The organism is Lentzea terrae, from assembly GCF_003265345.1.
Taxonomy (GTDB): domain Bacteria; phylum Actinomycetota; class Actinomycetes; order Mycobacteriales; family Pseudonocardiaceae; genus Lentzea; species Lentzea terrae.
Genome location: NZ_QFWW01000016.1, coordinates 1 through 20,485, shown reverse-complemented (window position 1 = coordinate 20,485; position 20,485 = coordinate 1). Strand labels below are relative to the sequence as shown.

Annotated in this window: 24 protein-coding genes; 11 read left to right on the top strand and 13 right to left on the bottom strand. The window is 68.4% G+C overall.

Features of this window, described 5'->3' with window-relative positions:
• Nucleotides 1–16: 16 nt before the first annotated feature.
• Entirely contained in the window at nucleotides 17–406 is a 390-nt protein-coding gene (locus tag DI276_RS21035; RefSeq protein WP_112265925.1) for a helix-turn-helix domain-containing protein, read from the top strand.
• Here the strand turns inward: DI276_RS21035 and DI276_RS50115 are convergent.
• The 6 genes from DI276_RS50115 to DI276_RS21010 all read right to left on the bottom strand — a co-directional run bounded on the left by DI276_RS50115 (nucleotide 403) and on the right by DI276_RS21010 (nucleotide 5,866).
• The gene (locus DI276_RS50115) at nucleotides 403–576 is read right to left on the bottom strand and encodes a hypothetical protein (protein WP_157984849.1); all 174 of its coding nucleotides are present in this window, start codon (nucleotides 574–576) and stop codon (nucleotides 403–405) included. The two genes, DI276_RS21035 and DI276_RS50115, sit on opposite strands and share 4 nt — an antisense overlap.
• Before the next feature lie 77 nt (nucleotides 577–653).
• Entirely contained in the window at nucleotides 654–1,676 is a 1,023-nt protein-coding gene (locus DI276_RS21030) for an acyl-CoA dehydrogenase family protein (protein ID WP_112265927.1), read from the bottom strand.
• Nucleotides 1,673–2,476 carry an acyl-CoA dehydrogenase family protein gene (locus tag DI276_RS21025; RefSeq protein ID WP_112265929.1) on the bottom strand — a complete coding sequence of 268 codons (804 nt, stop codon included), beginning with the start codon at nucleotides 2,474–2,476 and terminating at the stop codon, nucleotides 1,673–1,675. Before DI276_RS21025 ends, DI276_RS21030 begins: the two co-directional genes overlap by 4 nt.
• Nucleotides 2,473–3,564 (bottom strand): acyl-CoA dehydrogenase family protein, encoded by a 1,092-nt coding sequence (locus tag DI276_RS21020; protein WP_112265931.1) that lies wholly within the window; start codon nucleotides 3,562–3,564, stop codon nucleotides 2,473–2,475. Before DI276_RS21020 ends, DI276_RS21025 begins: the two co-directional genes overlap by 4 nt.
• Nucleotides 3,564–4,394, bottom strand: a complete 831-nt coding sequence (locus DI276_RS21015) for an enoyl-CoA hydratase (RefSeq protein ID WP_112265933.1) — start codon at nucleotides 4,392–4,394, stop codon at nucleotides 3,564–3,566. The genes DI276_RS21020 and DI276_RS21015 overlap by 1 nt, the downstream gene beginning before the upstream one ends.
• Nucleotides 4,391–5,866 (bottom strand): FadD3 family acyl-CoA ligase, encoded by a 1,476-nt coding sequence (locus DI276_RS21010; RefSeq protein WP_112265935.1) that lies wholly within the window; start codon nucleotides 5,864–5,866, stop codon nucleotides 4,391–4,393. Before DI276_RS21010 ends, DI276_RS21015 begins: the two co-directional genes overlap by 4 nt.
• Before the next feature lie 43 nt (nucleotides 5,867–5,909).
• Between DI276_RS21010 and DI276_RS21005 the strand changes: the two genes are divergently transcribed.
• Genes DI276_RS21005 through DI276_RS20990 form a run of 4 tightly spaced genes read left to right on the top strand, consistent with a single transcriptional unit; the run spans nucleotide 5,910 to nucleotide 9,485 of the window.
• The gene (locus tag DI276_RS21005; RefSeq protein WP_112265937.1) at nucleotides 5,910–6,989 is read left to right on the top strand and encodes an acyl-CoA dehydrogenase family protein; all 1,080 of its coding nucleotides are present in this window, start codon (nucleotides 5,910–5,912) and stop codon (nucleotides 6,987–6,989) included.
• The gene (locus tag DI276_RS21000) at nucleotides 6,986–7,729 is read left to right on the top strand and encodes an SDR family oxidoreductase (RefSeq protein ID WP_112265939.1); all 744 of its coding nucleotides are present in this window, start codon (nucleotides 6,986–6,988) and stop codon (nucleotides 7,727–7,729) included. The genes DI276_RS21005 and DI276_RS21000 overlap by 4 nt, the downstream gene beginning before the upstream one ends.
• Before the next feature lie 14 nt (nucleotides 7,730–7,743).
• Nucleotides 7,744–8,340, top strand: a complete 597-nt coding sequence (locus DI276_RS20995) for a TetR/AcrR family transcriptional regulator (protein WP_112265941.1) — start codon at nucleotides 7,744–7,746, stop codon at nucleotides 8,338–8,340.
• 14 nt (nucleotides 8,341–8,354) lie between these two features.
• Nucleotides 8,355–9,485: an acetyl-CoA C-acetyltransferase gene (locus tag DI276_RS20990; RefSeq protein ID WP_112265943.1), complete on the top strand. Its 1,131-nt coding sequence runs from the start codon at nucleotides 8,355–8,357 to the stop codon at nucleotides 9,483–9,485.
• Here the strand turns inward: DI276_RS20990 and DI276_RS20985 are convergent.
• From DI276_RS20985 to DI276_RS20970, 4 genes are read right to left on the bottom strand one after another with little or no spacing between them, the layout of a single operon-like run.
• Nucleotides 9,469–10,518, bottom strand: coding sequence for an NAD(P)H-dependent flavin oxidoreductase (locus tag DI276_RS20985; RefSeq protein WP_112265946.1), 1,050 nt, complete (start codon nucleotides 10,516–10,518; stop codon nucleotides 9,469–9,471). The genes DI276_RS20990 and DI276_RS20985 overlap by 17 nt on opposite strands.
• Nucleotides 10,515–11,228: a CoA-transferase subunit beta gene (locus tag DI276_RS20980; protein ID WP_112265948.1), complete on the bottom strand. Its 714-nt coding sequence runs from the start codon at nucleotides 11,226–11,228 to the stop codon at nucleotides 10,515–10,517. The genes DI276_RS20985 and DI276_RS20980 overlap by 4 nt, the downstream gene beginning before the upstream one ends.
• Nucleotides 11,225–12,022: a CoA transferase subunit A gene (locus tag DI276_RS20975; protein ID WP_112265951.1), complete on the bottom strand. Its 798-nt coding sequence runs from the start codon at nucleotides 12,020–12,022 to the stop codon at nucleotides 11,225–11,227. Before DI276_RS20975 ends, DI276_RS20980 begins: the two co-directional genes overlap by 4 nt.
• On the bottom strand, nucleotides 11,997–12,764 hold the full coding sequence (locus tag DI276_RS20970; RefSeq protein ID WP_112265953.1) for an enoyl-CoA hydratase family protein: 768 nt from the start codon (nucleotides 12,762–12,764) through the stop codon (nucleotides 11,997–11,999). The genes DI276_RS20975 and DI276_RS20970 overlap by 26 nt, the downstream gene beginning before the upstream one ends.
• Before the next feature lie 70 nt (nucleotides 12,765–12,834).
• On the opposite strand from DI276_RS20970, the gene DI276_RS20965 reads away from it, so the two are divergent.
• The 4 genes from DI276_RS20965 (at nucleotide 12,835) to DI276_RS20950 (ending at nucleotide 15,955) form a co-directional block, all read left to right on the top strand.
• Nucleotides 12,835–13,590, top strand: a complete 756-nt coding sequence (locus DI276_RS20965) for an SDR family oxidoreductase (RefSeq protein WP_112265955.1) — start codon at nucleotides 12,835–12,837, stop codon at nucleotides 13,588–13,590.
• Nucleotides 13,587–14,450 (top strand): SDR family oxidoreductase, encoded by an 864-nt coding sequence (locus DI276_RS20960; RefSeq protein ID WP_112265957.1) that lies wholly within the window; start codon nucleotides 13,587–13,589, stop codon nucleotides 14,448–14,450. Before DI276_RS20965 ends, DI276_RS20960 begins: the two co-directional genes overlap by 4 nt.
• A 167-nt stretch (nucleotides 14,451–14,617) precedes the next feature.
• Nucleotides 14,618–15,022: a nuclear transport factor 2 family protein gene (locus DI276_RS20955; RefSeq protein WP_198680788.1), complete on the top strand. Its 405-nt coding sequence runs from the start codon at nucleotides 14,618–14,620 to the stop codon at nucleotides 15,020–15,022.
• Nucleotides 15,023–15,472: 450 nt separating this feature from the next.
• Nucleotides 15,473–15,955: an RICIN domain-containing protein gene (locus DI276_RS20950; protein WP_232836798.1), complete on the top strand. Its 483-nt coding sequence runs from the start codon at nucleotides 15,473–15,475 to the stop codon at nucleotides 15,953–15,955.
• Between the two features lie 198 nt (nucleotides 15,956–16,153).
• On the opposite strand, the gene DI276_RS20945 is transcribed toward DI276_RS20950, so the two are convergent.
• Complete coding sequence (locus DI276_RS20945) at nucleotides 16,154–17,281, bottom strand: steroid 3-ketoacyl-CoA thiolase (RefSeq protein ID WP_112265961.1); 1,128 nt, start codon at nucleotides 17,279–17,281, stop codon at nucleotides 16,154–16,156.
• A 123-nt stretch (nucleotides 17,282–17,404) separates the two neighbouring features.
• On the opposite strand from DI276_RS20945, the gene DI276_RS20940 reads away from it, so the two are divergent.
• Together DI276_RS20940 and DI276_RS20935 are read left to right on the top strand one after the other, a co-directional pair.
• Nucleotides 17,405–18,631 carry a cytochrome P450 gene (locus DI276_RS20940; RefSeq protein WP_112265963.1) on the top strand — a complete coding sequence of 409 codons (1,227 nt, stop codon included), beginning with the start codon at nucleotides 17,405–17,407 and terminating at the stop codon, nucleotides 18,629–18,631.
• Between the two features lie 70 nt (nucleotides 18,632–18,701).
• Entirely contained in the window at nucleotides 18,702–19,055 is a 354-nt protein-coding gene (locus tag DI276_RS20935; RefSeq protein WP_112265965.1) for a hypothetical protein, read from the top strand.
• A gap of 41 nt (nucleotides 19,056–19,096) precedes the next feature.
• Here DI276_RS20935 and DI276_RS20930 read toward each other — a convergent pair whose 3' ends face one another.
• Nucleotides 19,097–19,537 (bottom strand): nuclear transport factor 2 family protein, encoded by a 441-nt coding sequence (locus DI276_RS20930; protein WP_112265967.1) that lies wholly within the window; start codon nucleotides 19,535–19,537, stop codon nucleotides 19,097–19,099.
• Nucleotides 19,534–20,394 carry a TIGR03619 family F420-dependent LLM class oxidoreductase gene (locus DI276_RS20925; protein WP_112265969.1) on the bottom strand — a complete coding sequence of 287 codons (861 nt, stop codon included), beginning with the start codon at nucleotides 20,392–20,394 and terminating at the stop codon, nucleotides 19,534–19,536. Before DI276_RS20925 ends, DI276_RS20930 begins: the two co-directional genes overlap by 4 nt.
• Nucleotides 20,395–20,485 lie beyond the last annotated feature (91 nt).

Genomic DNA, 20,485 nt, shown 5'->3' with positions numbered 1-20,485 from the left:
CTTGAGGTCAAGTGTGATGGGTGAACTCGGAATCGGCGAGGTGGTCCGGCGGTCCGGCGTGCCCGCCTCCACCCTGCGCTACTACGAGGAGCGCGGCCTGATCGGCTCGGTCGGGCGGCGCGGCCTCACGCGGGTGTTCGACCAGGCCGTTTTCCAGCGGCTGGCGCTGATCTCCGTCGGCCGCGCGGCCGGGTTCACCCTCGACGAGATCGCGGTGATGTTCGCCCCGGACGGCAGCCCGCGCCTGGATCGTGCGCTGCTCACGGCCAAGGCGGACGAACTGGACGCGACGATCCGCCGGTTGACCGTCATGCGGGACGGGCTGCGGCACGCCGCGTCCTGCCCGGCACCGTCCCACATGGAGTGCCCGAAGTTCCGGCGCCTGCTGGAGCGACTGACCGGTTAGACGCTCCAGATCTGCGGCGCCACCGTCACCGCGGCGGCCGGCAGCAGCGTCGCCTCGGCCTGCGCGGGCTCGCCGCCGAAGTAGTCCTCGCGCACCGAACGCAGCGTGTCGTCCTCCAACCGGCCCGCGAGCCGCGCACACAGGTCGGTGACCGTCGCGCAGGTCTTCACTCGGCCAGCCAATCACGCGCGCCGTCCGGATCCAGGATTCGTTCGTCCACGACGCCGGAGCGCAGGTAGCGGAACGACTACCGGTGGGCGAAACGGGAGAGGCGGCCGATGTGATCTTGAGGACTGCCGAACAACTGGGCGCTGCCGTGCGCGCGCTTGAAGTACAGGTGCGCGTCGTGTTCCCAGGTGATCGCGATGCCGCCGTGCAGCTGGACCATCTCGGCCGCGACCTTGAAGAACGCCTCCGAGCAGTACACCTTCGCGACCGCCGCCGACACCTCGTCGGTGGCGGCCAGCGCGGCTGACCGCGCGGTCTCCACCAGGACGTGCAGGTCGGCCATGCGGTGCTTCAACGCCTGGAACGACGCCAGCGGTCGGCCGAACTGAACCCTGGTCTTGGTGTGGTCGACGGTGAGCTCCAGGGCTTTGGTCGCCGCGCCGACCTGTTCCGCGCTGAGTGCGGCCAGGGCGACGTCACGGACCTGGTGTTTCCACGGGCCGAGACGCGTGGCGGCGGCATTGCTCAGGCGGATGGTGGCGAGGCGGCGGGTCGGATCCATCGTCGGCGTGTGCTCGCGGGTGACGCCGGATTGGCCGGCTTCGAACACCGAGACGCCGTCCGTCACCAGCAGGACTTCGGCTTCGTCGCCGTCCAGGACGTAGCGGGCGGTGCCGTCGAGGACGTGTGCCGCGGTGGCGGTGGTGATCTCGGGGTGGTCGAGGACCGGGGTTGCCGTGATCTCGGTGGTGCCCCAGGGCCAGACGAGTGCGGCGACCGCCCCGTCCGCGATCCGCGGCAGCAGTCGGCCGCACGCCTCCTCGTCGCCGGTCGCCACCAGAGCCTGTGCGGCGATCGTCGACGAGAGCAACGGTGCCGGCGTCAGGGTGCGGCCGAGTTCCTCCAGTGCGATGCAGGTTTCCGCGAGGCCGGCGCCGGACCCGCCGTATTCCTCGGGGATCGGCAGCACCCCGATGTCGCACAACCGGGCCCACAGGTCCTTGTCGTAGCCGTGCGGCGTCTCGATGGCCGCGCGGACGTCGGAGTGCTTCTCGAGCAGGCTGCGGACGGCGTCGCGGAGTGCTTCCTGTTCCGGTGTCACAACGCCTCCAGCACGCGCGCTCGGTGCATCGACGGGCTGCCCCACGCGGTGCGCAGGGCTCGGGTCTGCAGCAGGAACCGGCTGAGCGGGTGCTCGGCGGTGTAGCCGATCGCGCCGTGCACCTGCAGGGCGGTGCGGGCGGCCTGCCAGGCTGCGTCGGAGGTGGCGACCTTGGCGGCGGAGACGTCGCGGGTCGTCCTGGTCACCGCGGCGCCGAAGACCAGTGGCCTGGCGAGTTCCAGTCCGATGAGGACGTTGGCCAGGTGGTGTTTGACCGCCTGGAACTGGCCGATGGGCTTGCCGAACTGGGTGCGGGCCTGGACGTGGGCGGTGGTCATCTCCAGCATTGCCCGGCCCAGCCCGAGGAGTTGGGCCGAGCAGGTGAGGACGCCGAGGTCGAAGGCGCGGGCGGAAGGGATTCCGATGGCGATGGTCGCGCCTGCGGTCAGTTCGACGAGGCGACGGGCGGGGTCCACCGAGGACAGTTCGGCGGCGGGCGAGGCTTCATGAAGGGCGTCGCCCTCGACGAGGAAGTAGCGGTCCGCCTCCACCGCATGCGGAACATCGGGCGGGAATGCCACGGAACCAGGACCAACGCCCAGGAAAGGCAGGACGGCCAGCGACTCGATCAGCGGCCCGGCCACCGCGTGGTGCCCCAGTTCCTCGAACACCACGACCAGGTCCACCGGGTCGGTGACCTCGTCGACCCCGAGCGAGGCCAGATCGGTCTTCCCCGCCCCGAGAAACCCGTGCAGCACCGACGCGAAGTCCGTCTGTTCCGGCGACAGCGTGAACATCATCGCGGCAACCCCAGGATCCGTTCGGCGATCACGTTGCGCTGGATCTCGTTGGTACCGGCGTAGATCGGCCCCGCCAGCGAGAAGAGCCAGCCGTCCAGCCACCCACCGGGAACCTCGCCCAGCAGGTCCAGCGCGGTCTCGTGCAACGCCACGTCCAGCTCCGACCAGAACACCTTCGTGACGCTGGCCGCCGGCCCGGTAGGCGGGTTCCCCAAGGCGCCGAACGTGTGCAGCCGGTAGGCCTGCGCCCCGATCCACGCGTCGACGACCCGGTCGCGCAAGGCCGGATCCGGGTTCTTGCGGTACAACTCGACCAGACGTCCGGCGGCCGCGACGAACCGGCCAGGACTGCGCAGGGAGAGCCCGCGCTCGTTGCCGGCCGTGCTCATCGCCACCCGCCAGCCGTCGCCGACGGCGCCGATCACGTCGTGGTCCGGCACGAACACGTCGTCCAGGAAGATCTCGGCGAAGCCCGGTTCGCCGTCGAGTTGGGCGATGGGCCGGACGGAAACACCGTCAGCGCGCAGGTCGAACATCAGATAGGTCAGGCCGCGGTGCCGTCCCTCCGCAGACGTCCGGAAGAGGCCGAACGCCCGGTCCGCGAACGCCGCCCGTGAGCTCCAGGTCTTCTGACCGCGCAACAGCCAGCCGCCGTCCACACGTGCCGCCGTGCTGCGCAACGACGCCAGGTCTGATCCGGCCTCGGGCTCCGACCAGGCCTGCGCCCACACCTCGTCGCCACGGGCCATCGGCGGCAAGATCCGGGCCTGCTGCTCCGGAGTCCCGTGCGAGAACAACGTCGGTGCCAGGAGAAAGATGCCGTTCTGCGAGACACGGCCGGGAGCGCCCGCAGCGTGGTACTCCTCTTCGAAGATCAGCCACTGCAGCAAGCCGAGATCGCGCCCGCCGAACGACGAAGGCCACGACACCACCGACAACCGAGCGTCGGCGAGCTCCCGCTCCCACGCGCGATGTTCTTCGAAGCCAGCCGAGGTGTCCATTGAGGACAGCGGCCGGACGTGAGCAGCCAGCCACGACCGCACTTCGGCCTGGAACTCCAGGGTCGCGGCGTCCAGATCGAGATCCATCAGCCGGAGGCCTTCTTCATGGACCGGGCATCCATGCCGGCCAGCGCGTCGGGGCTGACCTCGGCGTTGTGCGCGTGCGCGAGGTGGTGCAGGCCGAACACGGAGTCCATCCCGGCTCGCATCCCCATCAGGTCCTCGGACTGGTTGACCGCCTTCTTGGCCAGCGCCAGCCCGAACTGCGGCATCGCGGAAATCCGCCCGGCCAGCTCGAAGACGGACGACTCCAACGACGAGCGCGGCACGACGCGCGAGACCATGCCCCACTCGTAGGCGCGCTGGGCCGAGAACCGGTCGCCGGTGAAGAGCACCTCCTTCGCGGCGCGCGGGCCGAGCACCCACGGGTGGGCGAAGTACTCGACGCCCGGAATTCCCATGCGCACCACGGGATCGGCGAAGAACGCGTCCTCGGCGGCCACGATCAGGTCGCACACCCACGCCAGCATCAGGCCGCCCGCCACGCAGGCGCCCTGCACCATCGCGATCATCGGCTTCGGGATCTCCCGCCACCGCCGGCACATGCCGAGGTAGACCTCCATCTCACGGGCGAACCGGAGATCTCCGCCCTCACGACCCACGTGGTCCCACCACAGCACGGCTTTGCGCTCGAACGACACGTCGACGTCGCGGCCGGGCGAGCCGATGTCGTGGCCCGCCGAGAAGTGGTCGCCCGCACCGGCGAGGACGATCACCTTCACCGACGAGTCGTTGACGGCACGGGTGAAAGCCTCGTCCAACGCGTAGGTCATCGCCGAGTTCTGCGCGTTGCGGTACTCCGGCCGGTTCATGGTCACGACGGCGACCGCGTCCCGCCGTTCATACGAGACTGTCACGCGTTCTCCTTGCGCAGTAGGTGTTTGAGGACCTTGCCGCCGGCGTTGCGGGGGAGCACGGGGTGGAACTCGACGGCGCGAGGCACCTTGTAGTTCGCCAGTCGCGAGCGGCAGAACTCGATCACGTCGTCCGAGGTCAAGGAGAAGCCGGGCGACGTCACGACGTGCGCGACGCCGACCTCGCCGAGCCGCGCGTCCGCCATTCCCACCACGGCCGATTCGGCGACCCCCGGCAGCCGGGCCAGCGCCTGCTCGATCTCGGCCGGGTACACGTTGAACCCGCCGCAGATGTACATGTCCTTGAGCCGGTCCGTGATCGACAAATATCCCCGTTCGTCGATCCGGCCGACATCGCCGGTGTGCAGCCAGCCCTCGGAGTCAACTGCCGCCGAAGTCGCCTCCGGGTCGTCGAGGTAGCCGAGCATCACGTTCGGCCCTCGCAGCAACACCTCGTCCTGCTCGCCCAGCCGGAGCTCGAAGTCCGCCATCGGCCGCCCGCACGTGTGCGCGACGACCGACGGCGGATCGTCGGGACGGCACATGGTCGCCACCACGGCCTCGGTGAGCCCGTACGCGGTGAGCACGGTCGAGAACGACAGCTCCGACTGCATCCGCTCCACCAGAGCCACCGGCACGACTGCCGCCCCGGTCACCGCGAGTCGCAGGCTGGACAGGTCGAAAGACGAACGATCCGGGTGGTCGAGCAGAGTCTGGTAGATCGTCGGCGGGCCGGGCAGCACGGTGATGCGTTCCCGTTCGATCAGCCGCATCGTCTCGGCGACGTCGAACACCGGCTGCGGCACCATCGTCGCGCCGCGCAGCAGACAGGCGAGGATCCCCGCCTTGTAGCCGAACGTGTGGAAGAACGGGTTGACGATCAGATACCGGTCCGCCGACGACAGCTCGCCGCACGACGCCCACGCCTCCGCCACGCCGAGCGACTGCCGGTGCGCGCTCATCGCACCCTTGCTGCGCCCCGTCGTGCCGGACGTGAACATGACGTCGCACAGCTGGTCCGGATCGAGCGACGGCAGGTTCGTGGCCCAGTCGAGCCACTCGACGGGTAGTCGGACGATGATCTCGGGCAGCGACTGGCCCTGCAGTTCGGCGAGCCGGTCGCGGCCCAGGAACGAGCCCTCCACCAGGAACGCACGGGCCTTGCTGCGCTGCAGCACGTCGAGCGTCTCGGTCGCGGTGAACCTGGTGTTGATCGGCACGAGCGCGGCACCGGCGTGCAACGCCCCGAGCGCCGCGACGACCCAATGCCGCGAGTTCGGCGCGCACAGGGCGACCCGATCGCCCGGCTGCACACCCATCCCGATGAGTGCGCGCGCCGCGGTGTGCACCTGTGCCCGCAGCGCGGTGTAGGTGAGGCGAACCTCGCCGTCCACCAACGCCTCCGCGTCGCCGAAGAGCGCAGCGGCGCGGTCGAGCACGGCTGAAACCGTTTGCCTGCTTGGATCACCGGCCATGAGCCCCTCCAAAGCAAGTGCTTGGTAGGTTAGAGTATGGCGCATGGAGTCCTTCCGGCGCGAGGTGCGGGAATGGTTGTCCGCCAACCTCGTCGGTGAGTTCGCCGAGCTGCGCGGTCTCGGCGGGCCAGGCCGCGAGCACGAGGCGTTCGAGGGACGGCTGCGGTGGCACCGGCACCTGGCGGCTCACGGGTGGACCTGCCTCGGCTGGCCCGGCGAGCGCAGCGTCGAGGAGCAGGTCGTCTTCCACGAGGAGTACGCGGAGGCCGACGCACCGGCCAAGGTCGACATCGTGGGCGAGGGGCTGCTCGGCCCGACGCTCATCGCGTTCGGCACGAAAGAGCAGAAGGAACGCTTCCTGCCGAAGATCCGCAGCCTCGACGAGCTGTGGTGCCAGGGTTACTCCGAGCCCGGCGCGGGCTCGGACCTCGCAAGCGTGCAAACCAGGGCGAGGCTCGAAGGCGACCAGTGGGTGATCGACGGCCAGAAGATCTGGACGTCGAACGCGCACTACTCCGACTGGATCTTCGTCCTGTGCCGGACCGAGCCCGGATCGCAACGCCACCAGGGCCTCTCGTACCTGCTGGTGCCCATGAACCAGGCCGGCATCGAAGTCCGGCCGATCCGCCAGCTCACCGGCACGTCCGAGTTCAACGAGGTGTTCTTCGACGGCGCGGTCACGGCACGCGACAACATCGTCGGGCAGCCGGGCGAGGGCTGGAAGATCGCCATGGCCACGCTCGGCTTCGAACGCGGCACCGCGATGCTCGGCCACCAGGTGAGCTTCCGCCGCCAACTCGACGCGATCATGGCGCAGGCACCGGACGAGATGCGGGAGAAGCTGACGAGAGCGTGGCTGGAACTGCACGTGATGCGCTCGCACACCCTCAGAACCCTCAACGACGAACCAGGCCCGGAGGCGTCCGTGCTGAAGCTGTTCTGGGGCGGCTGGCACCGCAGGCTCGGTGAGCTCGCGATGGAGTCGCTCGGTCCCGCGTCGATGCTCGACGACAGCGAGTGGCAGCGCATGTTCCTGTTCAGCCGCGCGGAGACGATCTACGGCGGCTCGGACGAGATCCAGCGCGAGATCATCGCCCACCGAATCCTGGGGTTGCCGCGATGAACGGTCATGACCTGCTCAAGGACAAAGTTGTCGTCGTGACGGCCGCTGCCGGCACTGGAATCGGCTCGGCCACCGCGAGACGGTGCCTCGAAGAGGGCGCGACGGTGATCATCAGCGACTGGCACGAGCGTCGCCTCAAGGAAACCCACGAGGCGCTCGGCACCGCGCACGCGATCCCGTGCGACGTCACGAACGAGCAGCAGGTGCAGACGCTCGTTGACGAAACAGTCGAGCGCTACGGCCGCATCGACGTGATGGTCAACAACGCGGGCCTCGGCGGTGAGAAGTCGGTGCTGGACATGACCGACGACGAGTGGTCACGAGTGCTCGACGTGACGTTGAACGGCACCTTCCGCTGCACCAGGGCCGCACTACGCCAAATGGTCGCCCAGCGAAGCGGTGTCGTTGTTAACAACTCCAGTGTGATCGGCTGGCGGGCCCAGCAGGGTCAAGCCCATTACGCGGCGGCGAAAGCGGGCGTCATGGCGTTGACGCGGTGCGCCGCGATGGACGTGGCCGAGCACGGCATCCGGGTGAACGCGGTCGCCCCCAGCTTGGCTGCGCACCCGTTCCTCGCCAAGGTCACCAGTGAGGAGTTGCTGACGGAGCTGGCGTCCCGCGAGGCTTTCGGGCGCGCCGCCGAGCCGTGGGAGGTCGCGAATGTGATCGTGTTCCTCGCCAGCGACTACTCGTCGTACCTGACGGGCGAGGTCGTCTCGGTGAGCAGTCAGCACCCGTGAGGAAGGAACGACCGATGAGTGGCCGCAGGCAGGAGCTGCTCGCGTTGGCGGCGCAGATGTTCGCCGAACGCGGGTACGGGCAGACGACCGTGCGCGACATCGCGGACGCGGCGGGCATCCTGTCCGGCAGCCTCTACCACCACTTCGACTCCAAGGAGTCGATGGTCGACGAGATCCTGCGGACCTTCCTCGACGAGCTGTTCGAGCGGTACCGGGAGATCGTCGACGCCGGCCTCGAGCCCAAGCAGACGCTGAAGGCGCTGGTCGTGGCGTCGTTCGAGGCGATCGACGCCCGGCACGCCGAGGTCGCGATCTACCAGAACGAGTCCAAGCACCTGATGCCGCTGGAGCGGTTCGCGTATCTCCACGACCGCAACGTGGAGTTCCGCAAGCTCTGGACGGTGCTGCTGGAGGACGGCATGGGCGCGGGCGTGTTCCGCGCCGATCTCGACGTGGATCTCGCCTACCGGTTCATCCGCGACACGGTGTGGGTGGCCGTGCGCTGGTACCGGCCGGACGGCGGCCTGTCCGCGGACGCCGTCGCCGACCAATATCTCGCGATCCTGCTCGACGGCATCGCGACGGGTCGCCGAAAGAACTCGAAGACGTAAGAAGGAGGGCCCTCGTGGCCGAGGCGTACATCATCGAGGCTGTGCGGACCCCGGCGGGCAGGCGTGGCGGCGAGCTCAGTCACGTCCACCCAGCCGATCTCGGCGCGCACGTGATCACCGCGCTGCTCAACCGGGTCGACGTCGACCCGACCGACGTGGACGACGTGATCTTCGGCTGCGTGGACACCGTCGGCCCGCAGGCCGGCGACATCGCGCGCACAGCGTGGCTGGCGGCGGGGTTCCCGGAGCAGGTGCCGGGCGTGACGGTCGACCGGCAGTGCGGGTCGAGCCAGCAGGCGCTGCACTTCGCGGCGCAGGCGGTCATGAGCGGTACGGCCGACGTGATCGTCGCGGGTGGCGTGCAGAACATGTCGCAGGTGCCGATCTCCTCCGCCATGACGGTGAGCCCGTTCGAGGGCTGCGAGGGCTGGCAGCACCGGTACGGCGACGAGGAGGTCAACCAGTTCCGCGCCGCCGACCTGATCGCGGTGCGGTGGGACCTGTCGCGGCGCGAGATGGAGGAGTTCGCGCTGCAGAGCCATCTGCGGGCGATCACCGCGATCAAGGAGGGCCGGTTCGACCGGGAGATCGCGCCGGTCGACGGGGTCGTGCACGACGAGTGCCCGCGGCCGGACACGAGTGCCGAGAAGATGGCGGCGCTGCAACCGTTGCGGCCGGGTGGCCGGACGACCGCCGCGCTGTCGTCGCAGATCTCCGACGGTGCCTCGGCGGTGCTGGTCGTGTCGGAACGGGCGGTGCGCGAGCACCGGTTGACGCCGCGGGCACGGGTGCACCACATCTCGGCCCGCGGATCCGACCCGATCTACATGCTGACCGCGCCGATCCGTGCCACCAAGTACGCGTTGGAACGGGCCGGCATGTCCATTTCGGACATCGACCTGTTCGAGATCAACGAGGCGTTCGCGTCCGTGCCGCTGGCCTGGGCGAAGGAGCTCAAGGTCGATCTCGGGCGGGTCAACGTCAACGGGGGAGCGCTGGCACTCGGGCACCCGATCGGCGCGACCGGCACGAAGCTGTTCACGACGTTGCTGCACGAGCTGGAACGGACCGGCGGCCGGTACGGGTTGCAGACGATGTGCGAGGGCGGCGGTCAGGCGAACGTGACCATCATCGAACGTCTCTGAGCTGGTCGATGATCTTCTCGGCGTCGGCGACGATGGTGGTGATCAGCTGTTCGCAGGTGGGCAGGTCGTCGAGCAGACCGGCGACCTGACCGGAGGCGAGCACGCCCGCGTCGGTCCTGCCCTCGACGAGTCCGGCGCGCAGCAGCATCGGCGTGTTCGCGGCCATGATCACCTGGGCCCAGGTGAGGTCCTTGCCGTGCTTCATGGCCAGGCCCTCGCGGATCATCGCGCGCCACGACAGTCCGGTGAGCTGCCGGAACCTGGCGGCGTTGGTGATCGCTCTGGTGAGGCTGCTGATCTTGCCGGACTGCTCGAGGTGGTTGACGAGGTCGGTGCGCAGGACCCGGTGCGGCAGGCCGTCGACGCGGGTGGTCACGACTGTGCCGTTGAGGTCTCGTTGCAGGTAGGCGGCTTTGACCGCTTGTGGCACCGTGCTCTCCTGGGTGAGCAGGAACCTCGTGCCCATCGCGATTCCCGCCGCGCCGTACGCGAGTGCGGCCGCGAGACCTCGGCCGTCGAAGAAGCCGCCCGCCGCGATCACCGGGATGTCCACGGCGTCCAGCACGCTCGGGAGCAGCAGAGTCGTTGCCACACCACCGGTGTGGCCGCCGCCCTCGCCGCCCTGGACGATCACCGCGTGAGCGCCCCACTTGGCGACCTTCTCCGCGTGCCTGGCCGCGCCGATCGACGGGATCACGACCACGCCGGCGTCGGTCAGCTTGGCGATCATGTCGGGTTTCGGGGCCAGTGCGAAGGAAGCGACCTTGACCTGTTCGCGGATGAGCAGGTCGACGCGTTCCTGGGCGTCCTGCGCGTCGGCGCGGAGGTTCACGCCGAACGGTTGGGACGTGCGGGAACGGGTCTCCTTGATGGCGGCTTCGAGTTCGGCGTAGGTCATCGTGGCCGAGGCCAGAATGCCGAGCCCGCCTGCTTCGGCGGTCGCGGAGACCAGACGTGGCCCGGCGACCCAGCCCATGCCGGTCTGCACCACCGGATGCTTGACACCGACCAGTTCGGTCAGGGCGGTTCTCATGACGGGACTTCCTTGTCCCGCTTGGCATCCGGGTCGAGCTTCGTTCTGATGAGCTCGAGTTCTTCGTCGGTCGGGAGCCGCGTTTCCACGACGTCCGTTGCGGTGAGCGGGAACGACGTCTGCTTCTGGACCTCGTCGACGGACACGCCGGGATGCGTGGAGACCAGCCGCATCGAGTGGTCCGGGGTGTTGAAGTCGAGCACGGCTAGGTTCGTGACGACGCGGTGGATGTCGTGGAACGGGCCGACAGCGCGGTCGTAGCCGACGCCGGAGACCACGTCGACCGCCTCGACCAGCACGCGCGGACTGTGCCGCGGCACCCAGTAGCTGGTGCGGTGGTTGATCGTGTTGCCGGGCGCGCCGCGGAACCCGAGCAGCTGCCGGGTGGGCTTGGCGTGGTCGCCGATCGCGGAGATGTTCTGGTTGCCGAACCGGTCGACCTGGTTCGCGCCCATCACGACGTGCCGTCGGCCGTGCGCGACGACGTCGAACACCTGCCGGTACGGCAGCCACCCCTCCACAGTGGACTCGGGCGTGAGCAGGAAGGCCTCGCCGTCGGAGAGCAGCAGATCGGGCTCGGTGGTGAGGCGGGCCAGCTTCGCGCCGAGGGACGGGATGAGGCCCATCGGGCTGGCGAGCGTCTCACCGGCTCCGGCGAACAGGTCGGCGCAGGCGGTCACGCAGATCTCGGCCCTGGTGATGTCGCTCATGCCAGCAGCCTCTTCTCGAAGTCGGCCCATTTCTCCAGGTCTGCCGCTGCTTCGGCGTATTCGCGCTGCCGGGCTTCGTCGCGCGGGTAGTCGGGCACGCAGCTCGTGAACCCCGCGCCACCCGGTGCTTCCACGACGCCGTCGACCATCATCCGGTTGAGCAGCAAGGTTTGCGGCGGCCCGTCGAACGTTTCGACGATCTGCTCGCATGAGACGTAACGGCGATCTGCGGCCAGGCAGAACAGGTCGTCGAAGTACGGGTCCGGGCCGAGGTACTGGGCGTTGCCGTGCCGGTCCGCGCGGTTGAGGTGGACCAGCGCGACGTCGAGTTTCAACGCAGGCATGGCGACCAGCTCTTCGCCGTCGTCGTAGGGTGAGCGGACGGTCTTGAGCTCCGGGGCGTACTTGAGCACGTCCGAGCCCAGCCCAGCCCTGATCGGCAGGAACGGCAGCCGGTGTGCGGCGGCTTTGAGGCCGGTCTGGAACATGCCCTCGTCCAGCTCCAGCACCTCGATCGCACCGGTCTCCCTGGCCCGTTTGAACCACGGGTCGTACGGGATCGTGTCGAGCGAGACGAACCCGTAAACCAGCTTGCGGACCTTGCCGGCCGCGCACAGCAGCCCGACGTCCGGGCCGCCGTACGTGACGACGGTGAGGTCCTTGGCGTTGCTCTTGAGAATTGCTTTGACCAGGGCCATCGGCTTGCGCCGCGAGCCCCAGCCGCCGATGCCGACGGTCATGCCGTCCTTGATCTCGCTGCCGACCTCGTCAGCTGTCATTCGCTTGTCGCGCATGGTTTCCGTCCAGGAAGGCCTGCCGGGCGTGGTCCGACACACCGGTGAGGTTCAGCTCGAAGGTGAAGCCCTGCTCGAAGCGGTAGCTCTGGTGCACGCGCTGGGTGTCGATGCCGTTGATCGCCTCCTTGGCCGCGCGGATCACCGTCGGGTCCTTCTTGGCGATGTCCCTGGCGATCTCGCGGGCCGCGTCGTCGAGCTGCGCGCGCGGGGCTATCTCGAAGACGCTGCCGTGGTGGTGCAGGGTTTGCGCGCTGACGTTCCTGGCCGTGTAGTACAGCGTCCGCATGAGGTGCTGCGGGACGAGCCTGGCCAGGTGGGTCGCGGCTCCCAGGGCGCCCCGGTCGACCTCGGGCAGGCCGAACGTGGCGTCGTCCGAGGCGACGATGACGTCCGCGTTGCCGACCAGTCCGACGCCGCCGCCGAGGCAGAAGCCGTTGACCGCGACGATGACCGGCACCTCGCAGTCGTACACGGCCGCGAACGCCTTGGCGCAGCCCCGGTTCGCCGCGAGGAGAGCCGCGTGGCCGGGCGTGCGTTGCATCTCCTTGAGATCGACGCCCGCGCAGAAGCCGCGGTTCTCGGCGCGCAGGATGACGACCCGCGCCTCCGGGTCCTCGCCCGCCCCCGTGATCGTCTTCGCCAGCTCGAACCAGCCGGCCGAGGGGATGGCGTTGACCGGGGGATAGTCGATCGTGACCTCGATGATGCCGTTTTCGGTGTGGCTGCTGGAGATTCCCATCGCGCCGCCTTCCGAACCAAGCGATTGCTTGGTAATTTAGCAGCGCCGGAGCGACCGGGGTAGGTGCATCGTGGAACTGTCCCTCGACGGAAGCGTTGTCCTGGTGACGGGCGGCGTGCGAGGTGTCGGTCTCGGGATCACTCGCGCGTTCCTGTCCGCTGGGGCTGTGGTGGTGACCTGTGCTCGCCGTCCTGCTGACGTGCCTGGTGCGGTGTTCATGCCGTGCGACGTGCGGGATTTTGAGCAGGTTTCGTCGCTGGTGTCCTCCGTGGTTGATCGTTTCGGGCGGCTCGACGTCGTGGTGAACAACGCGGGCGGGGCGCCGTACGCGTTGGCGGACAAGGCTTCGCCGCGGTTCCACCAGAAGATCGTCGAGCTGAACCTGCTGGCGCCGTTGCTGGTGTCGCAGGCCGCTTACGGGGTGATGAAGGACTCCGGCGGTTCGATCGTGATGGTCAGCAGTGTTTCTGGCCGTCGCCCGTCACCTGGAACTGCTGCTTATGGCGCCGCGAAGGCCGGGTTGGACAACCTGACCGCGTCGCTGGCCGTCGAGTGGGCGCCGCGGGTGCGGGTCAACGCTTTGGCGGTCGGGATGGTGCGGACCGAGCAGTCTCACCTGCATTACGGGTCTGCGGAGGGCATCGCGGCTGTTGAGCGGACTGTGCCGCTGGGGCGGCTGGCGACGCCCGACGAAATCGGCGCGTGCGCGGTGTTCCTCGCTTCGCCGCTGGCTTCGTACGTGACCGGCTCGACCTTGGTTGTGCACGGCGGGGGCGAGGTACCCCCGTTCCTGGCAGCGGCCGACACCGATGGGGGTTCGTCATGAGCTTGTGCGAGGACCGGGTCGTCATCGTGACCGGTGCCGGTCGCGGCATCGGGCGAGCGCACGCGCTGGCGTTCGCCGCGGCTGGGGCACGGGTGGTGGTGAACGACCTGTCTGCGGCGGTGGCGGGCGAGGTGGCCTCGTTGATCGGTCCGCGCGCGGTCGTGAACACCGACGACGTGGGCACCTGGGCCGGCGCCGCGCGGGTGGTCGATGCTGCGTTGGAAGCCTTCGGCGGGCTCGACGTGCTGGTGAACAACGCCGGGATCGTGCGCGACCGGATGATCGTGAGCTGCGGCGAGGACGAGTGGGACGAGGTAGTGCGCGTGCACCTCAAGGGCCACTTCGCGCCGCTGCACCACGCCGCGGCGTACTGGCGGGGCGTGGTGAAGGCCGGCGGCAGCGTGTCGGGCCGGGTGATCAACACGTCGTCCGGGGCCGGGTTGTTCGGGAGCGTGGGGCAGGCGAACTACTCGGCGGCCAAGGCGGGGATCGCCGCGATGACGCTCGTGGCCGCCGCAGAGCTGGCGCGGTACGGCGTGACGGTCAACGCGATCGCTCCGGCCGCGCGGACGCGGATGACGGAGGCGACGTTCGCGGACACGATGGCTGCGCCGGACGACGGGTTTGACGCGATGGCGCCGGAGAACGTGTCGCCGCTGGTGGTGTGGCTGGGTTCTGCGGAGGCAGGGGACGTGACCGGGCGGATGTTCGAGGTCGACGGCGGGCGGATCTGCGTCGCTCACGGGTGGCGGCGAGGGCCGGAGATCGACAAGGGGGCGCGGTGGTCGCCGGAGGAGCTGGGCGGGGTGGTGCACCAGCTGGTCGCGGACGATCACCCGGTACCGGTGTACGGCGCCTGAGCAGGAGCTGCCAGGAGCGGCCCATGTCGGTCTTCTGCCGTGTGTGGCTTGCAGGCCGTGCGGCGTCGCGAGATCGAGTGAATGCCTGCGGCAACGGGTAACGCAGCGCCACCGGTACCCGACCGCCAGATGTGACTCGATTGGCGTCCTTAGTGACGGTCTTGGGCGTGCTCGCGGCCCTCGCAGGCTGCGGGAGCAAAGAACAGCCGACGGCAACAAACACGCGCGACGAAACAGGTGCGACAACAGTGGCGCCGACAGTGACAAGGGGTTCGTCAGCAGAGCTGGAAGCAGCGGTGCGTGCGTACTCAGCAGCGTTCCTCTCCGGGAGAAGCGAGGCGTATGAGCTGCTTTCACAGCGCTGCAAGGAACGTATGCCACGCGCCGGATTTCTTCAGGTGCTCGCGGCGGCGAGCCAATTGTACGGACCGCAGGAAATCGTGTCGCTCAAGGTCGACCAGATTTCCGGCGACCTGGGGCGGGTGACCTCCACCTACGCGAATTCCGAATTGAATCAGCGGAGCGAGCCATGGGTTCGGGAGAACGGTGTCTGGCGGATTGACGACTGCTGACTCCATTTCACGATCGAATGAAGTCCGATCTGTTCGCACGCGGTTGCACCCTCGAAATGGCGCGCCGTCACCAGCGCGACCATGTCAATGAACCGGACGCAGCCAACGACGAGCTGGGGTTGAGGCGCGCGGCCGCCGTTCGGCCGGCTGGTGTGACACAGCGCGCAACCAACCAATACTCGAAAGGATAAAAAACCTTAGCCGTGCGGGGCGTGGCACGTGGTGTGCTGCGCCCTGCGGCAACGGATGCGGGAGAATCACTTGTTAAACTGACACCTTCCGGTGCAACCAGGCCGCCTTGCTTGTCCGCACGAGGCCCCGCCGACATCCTTTTGGTCGAGCCGAACAACGCTCGAATTTCGCCAGGAGAAAGGTGTCGTGCCAATGCAGCCCGTTACCGCAATTATGTCGGTACGTAGTCGACGGCCCTCGAGAGCAAGAATTGTCGGCGTGAGCGCTGTTCTTTGCGTGTTCGCGGCGATGATGCTCACGGGGACCGGCTCGGCGAGCGCCGCGTCGCAGTTCCGGCCGGTCGTCGCCGCCCACAGCGACAAGTGCCTGGACGTGAGCGGTGTGAGCCAGCAGAACGGCGCCGCGGTGATCCAGTGGTCCTGCCACGGCGGCGGCAACCAGCAGTGGGTGATCGTGCCCGCCGGTGGCCAGCACGTGCAGCTGATCGTTCAACACAGCGGCATGTGCCTGGACGTGAGCGGTGTGAGCCAGCAGAAGGGTGCTGCGGTGATCCAGTGGCCCTGCCACGGTGGCGGCAACCAGCGTTGGCGAAAGGTCGACGTAGGCGGCGGCTACTTCCGCCTGGTGGCGTCCCACAGCGGCAAGTGCCTGGACGTGAGCGGTGCGAGCCAGCAGAACGGCGCCGCGGTGATCCAGTGGACCTGTCACGCCGGCCTCAACCAGCGCTGGCGCAAGGGCTGAGCTAACCCTTCGCTTCATGCTGCTGGTTGCCGATCGCGGCGAAGGTGCTCTGAATTGTGAGGACACGACTTTGTCGATGGTCATGTCCGAACCAGTTCAGAGCACCTTTCCGGCGGGTGGCGCCACCGGGTCGAGCACGCCCTGCACGTTCCGCCGGAACACCTGATCACCGCGTCACGCAACCCACGTCCCACGCCACTAGATCCGTTCGATGATCGTGCCGCTGGCCATCGCCCCGCCGGCGCACATCGTGATCAGCGCAGTCGTCGCATCTCTGCGCTCCAACTCGTGCAACGCCGTAGTGATGAGCCGCGTGCCCGTGCTGCCCACCGGGTGACCGAGAGCGATCGCCCCACCGTTGACGTTGACCCGGTCCAGGTTCGGCCGGTGCACGGAGGCCCACGACAAGACGACCGACGCGAACGCCTCGTTGACCTCGAACAGGTCGATGTCCGCCATCTTCATCCCACTGCGCTGCAGCAACCGCGCCGTGGCGTCGATCGGCCCGTCCAACAGGTAGTACGGGTCCGCGCCGACGAGGCACTGCGACACGATCCGGGCCCGAGGCTTCAGGCCGTGCGCCCGCGCGAAGTCCTCGTCCACGACCATCACGGCCGAGGCGCCGTCCGAGATCTGTGACGACGTGCCCGCCGTGTGGACCCCGTCCGGCATGACCGGCTTCAACGCGGCCAGCGCCTCGAGCGAGGTTTCGCGCAGGCCCTGGTCGGTCTCCACCAGTTCCTCGCCGACCTTCACCGGGACGACCTCGGCGGTGAACCGTCCTTCGGCCCAGGCGCGCTGGGCTCGGGTCTGCGACTGGACACCGAACCGGTCCACCTCCTCGCGGCCGATGCCGCGCCGGGCCGCGATGCGTTCCGCGCCGACGAACTGGTTGGGCTGGTCGATGCTCCACGACTCGGGGCGGGGTGAGCCGGCGTCACCGATGTTGCTGCGCAGAGGGACGCGGCTCATGGCTTCGACTCCGCACGCGATGCCGCAGGAGATCGCGCCCACAGCGATCAGGCCGGCGATCAGGTGGGTGGACTGCTGCGCCGAGCCGCACTGGGCGTCGATGGTGGTGCCGCCGGTGGTTTGCGGCAGGCCTGCGTGCAACCAGGAGGTGCGGGCGATGTTGTTGGACTGCTCGCCCGCCTGGGTCACGGTGCCGCCGATCACTTGTTCGACAGTGGACGGATCAACACCGGTTCGGTCAAGAAGACCTTGTTGTGCCGCACCGAGGAGCTCGGCGGCGTGCAGGCCGGACAACCAGCCGTTGCGCCTGCCGATGGGCGTGCGCACCGCTCCCACGATCACCGGACTGCCCACGCGAGCCTCCTCTGGAAACTAGAACACGTTCCTGTAGGGCTCCAGATTGGCGGCCTGGGGGCTTCAACACAAGGCGCAAGCGTGTTTGAATCAGATAGAACGCGTTCCACCTAGGAGGTGCCTGTGGGCAAGCCGCGCATCCCGGAAGGCTTCGACTTCACCGACCCCGACATGTACGCGAGTCGCCTGCCGGTCGACGAGCTCGCCGAACTGCGCCGGACCGCGCCGATCTGGTGGAACTCCAAACCGCACGGCCAGGGCGGTTTCCCCGACGAGGGCTACTGGGTGGTGACCAAGCACCACGACGTCAAGGAGGTCTCGCGCAACAGCGAGGTGTTCTCCAGCCGCGAGAACACCGCGATCATCCGGTTCAAGGACGACATGCCGCGCGACAACATCGAGATGCAGCGGCTGCTCCTGCTCAACATGGATCCGCCGACGCACACCAAGCAGCGCGGCATCGTCTCCCGCGGCTTCACCCCCAAGGCGGTCAACGCCTTGCGTGAAGCCCTCACCGCGCGTGCCGAGCGGATCGTGGCGGAGGCGGTGGTCAAGGGAAGCGGTGACTTCGTCACGGACGTGGCGTGCGAACTCCCGCTGCAGGCGATCGCGGAGCTCATCGGCATCCCGCAGGACGACCGCCGCAAGATCTTCGACTGGTCCAACCAGATGATCGCCTACGACGACCCCGAGTTCGAGATCGAACCGCTCACCGCGGCCACCGAGCTGCTGGGCTACTCGTGGACGATGGCGGAGGACCGGCGCAAGTGCCCGCGCTCGGACATCGTCACCAAGCTCGTCCAGGCTGACGCGGACGGTGCGTTCCTCGCGTCGGAAGAGTTCGGCTTCTTCGTGCTGCTGCTTGCCGTGGCCGGCAACGAGACCACGCGCAACGCGATCACGCACGGCATGAAGGCGTTCTTCGACCATCCCGATCAGTGGGAGCTGTTCAAGGCGCAACGGCCCGCGACGGCCTGCGACGAGATCGTCCGGTGGGCCACGCCGGTGATGTCGTTCCAGCGCACCGCAATGGTGGACACCGTGCTGAGCGGCGTGGAGATCAAGCAAGGACAGCGGGTCGGGATGTTCTACTCGTCCGCGAACTTCGACGAAGAGGTGTTCAGCGAGCCGCAGAAGTTCGACATCACCCGCGACCCCAACCCGCACCTCGGCTTCGGCGGCAGTGGCGCGCACTTCTGCATCGGCGCGAACCTGGCGCGGCTGGAGATCGACCTGATCTTCAACGCGATCGCCGACGCGATGCCGAACATCCGGCAGCTCGAGGAACCTCGGCGGCTGCGGTCGGGCTGGCTGAACGGCATCAAAGAGTTCCAAGTCCAGTACGCGTAGGCGGAGATCGGAGCAGACTGAGAGCTCGCCGGGACGAATACGGCGAATCACATCCGAGGGGGAATTCGGAATGCTCTCAGTGCTCAAGAAGGCGGGCTTGGTCGTGGTGCTCGCCGCTGCGGCGGCGAGCACGGCCACGCCGGCGTCGGCCGCCAGCTCGCGCTGCGTGGTCGGTTCGAGCGGCAACTGCACCACCGCCGCGATCCCGGCCGAGCAGTTCATCGACTACTTCGTCGACAACCGCCTGCGCCCGACGGCGTGCTCGTACCAACTGCGCGAGGTGAGCTCCGGGGTGCTCGTGGGCAGGGGCACGGCCGACCCCGGCGTCGCCGCCCGCGGGCGGGTGACCGGTCTGTCCGGCCGTTACCAGCTGGAACTGCGGCGCTGCAGCGCCGGGGCGGTCGGCGTGATCGACAACGAGTGAAAGCCGGGGACTGGCACGTCTGGAGGTCGTGCCAGTCCCTTTCAGCCGTCCTGGCGCAGGGTGCCCATCGCGCGTTCCGTCTCCCAGAACGCTCGCACCGACCGGATCAGCCCGTCCTCGCCGACGCGGTAGACGAACACGCCCTCGGTGTCGACCCGCATGCCACCCGGCAGAAACGCGGAAATGGTGCCGACGTTGGCGCACTCGGACCCGGCCGCGAACGAGTCGTGCATCGCGAACTCGAACCGTTCGACGCCTGCGATCGCGAGGTCCCAGAACGCGGCGATCGCTGCCTTGCCGTGGTGCCCCTTGCCCTCGGCGTCGAACATCGACGGGCCGACCGGGTCCTCGACCACGGCGTCCTCGGCGAACAACGCCAGCCACTCGTCCTTCGCGCCCCGCGTCACGGCGTCCATCGAGCGCCACGAGGCGACCCGCGCGGGAGTCTCGGTGTTGGAGGCCTTCCAGGTCACCGCGGTCATGCGAACTCTCCGATCACCTCGTCGGCGAAGCGCCGAAGTCCGTCCTTCTTGGCCTGCAGGCTGCCGTCGAAACCGACGCCGTAGAACAGCCACGGCACCACGATCACGTCCGTCACGCCGATCTCGTCGAGCTGCCGGTAGCCGTCCAGCCCGAACCGGTCGACGCACACGGCCTGGATCTCGAACGGCCGCTCGAACGCGCCGAGGTCCGTCAGTTGTGCGATGACCGACTTGAGGTCGGCGAACTTGATCATCGCGGAAGTCCAGCCGTCACCGACGCGGGCCGCGCGCTTCAGGGCGGCGGGGGAGTGGCCGCCGACGTAGAACGGGACGGGCGAGGTGGGCGCCGGCGACATCTGCAGGCGGTCGAAGTCGAAGTACTTGCCGTGGTACTCGACCATGCCGCCGCCCAGCACCAGCTTCAGGACGTCGATCATCTCGTCCACCCGCGGGCCGCGGTTCTTGAACGGCGCCCCGCACCACTCGAACTCCTCCGGCGACCAACCCAACCCCACGCCCAAACCGAACCGGTTGCCGGTCATGTGCGCGACCGAGCCGATCTGCCGCGCGAGCAGCAACGGGTTGCGGGAGCCCAGTTTCAGGACCTGCGTGTAGAAGTGGATCCGGGACGTCACCGCGCCCATCGCGGCCGCGGCGACGAACGGGTCGACCCACGGGGTATCGGCGTTCCACATGCGGGAGCCGTCTGGCGTGTAGGGATAGTCGGCGGAGACCTTCTCGGAGAAGAAGAGGGAGTCCGGCAGGGCGATCGAGGCGTAGCCGCACTCTTCGGCGCACTGGGCGAGTTCGGTCAGCTGGTCGAGCGGGCTCATGGCGATGCCGACGGTGAACTTCATGGCTTCTCCATAAGATTGTTGATGTCCAGGACGGGGTGTTCTGGATGCCCGGGACGGCGGGGTGTGGCTGATGGCTTCTTGCCGTTGGGTG

Excerpts from the sequence above, each read along its gene's own strand:
- DI276_RS20985 (WP_112265946.1), bottom strand. The coding sequence starts at position 10,518 with ATGAGAACCGCCCTGACCGAACTGGTCGGTGTCAAGCATCCGGTGGTG.
- DI276_RS20995 (WP_112265941.1), top strand. The coding sequence starts at position 7,744 with ATGAGTGGCCGCAGGCAGGAGCTGCTCGCGTTGGCGGCGCAGATGTTC.
- DI276_RS21035 (WP_112265925.1), top strand. The coding sequence starts at position 17 with ATGGGTGAACTCGGAATCGGCGAGGTGGTCCGGCGGTCCGGCGTGCCC.
- DI276_RS20980 (WP_112265948.1), bottom strand. The coding sequence starts at position 11,228 with ATGAGCGACATCACCAGGGCCGAGATCTGCGTGACCGCCTGCGCCGAC.
- DI276_RS20925 (WP_112265969.1), bottom strand. The coding sequence starts at position 20,394 with ATGAAGTTCACCGTCGGCATCGCCATGAGCCCGCTCGACCAGCTGACC.
- DI276_RS20975 (WP_112265951.1), bottom strand. The coding sequence starts at position 12,022 with ATGCGCGACAAGCGAATGACAGCTGACGAGGTCGGCAGCGAGATCAAG.
- DI276_RS21005 (WP_112265937.1), top strand. The coding sequence starts at position 5,910 with ATGGAGTCCTTCCGGCGCGAGGTGCGGGAATGGTTGTCCGCCAACCTC.
- DI276_RS21025 (WP_112265929.1), bottom strand. The coding sequence starts at position 2,476 with ATGATGTTCACGCTGTCGCCGGAACAGACGGACTTCGCGTCGGTGCTG.
- DI276_RS21000 (WP_112265939.1), top strand. The coding sequence starts at position 6,986 with ATGAACGGTCATGACCTGCTCAAGGACAAAGTTGTCGTCGTGACGGCC.
- DI276_RS21010 (WP_112265935.1), bottom strand. The coding sequence starts at position 5,866 with ATGGCCGGTGATCCAAGCAGGCAAACGGTTTCAGCCGTGCTCGACCGC.
- DI276_RS20930 (WP_112265967.1), bottom strand. The coding sequence starts at position 19,537 with ATGACCGCGGTGACCTGGAAGGCCTCCAACACCGAGACTCCCGCGCGG.
- DI276_RS20970 (WP_112265953.1), bottom strand. The coding sequence starts at position 12,764 with ATGGGAATCTCCAGCAGCCACACCGAAAACGGCATCATCGAGGTCACG.
- DI276_RS21020 (WP_112265931.1), bottom strand. The coding sequence starts at position 3,564 with ATGGATCTCGATCTGGACGCCGCGACCCTGGAGTTCCAGGCCGAAGTG.
- DI276_RS20960 (WP_112265957.1), top strand. The coding sequence starts at position 13,587 with ATGAGCTTGTGCGAGGACCGGGTCGTCATCGTGACCGGTGCCGGTCGC.
- DI276_RS20935 (WP_112265965.1), top strand. The coding sequence starts at position 18,702 with ATGCTCTCAGTGCTCAAGAAGGCGGGCTTGGTCGTGGTGCTCGCCGCT.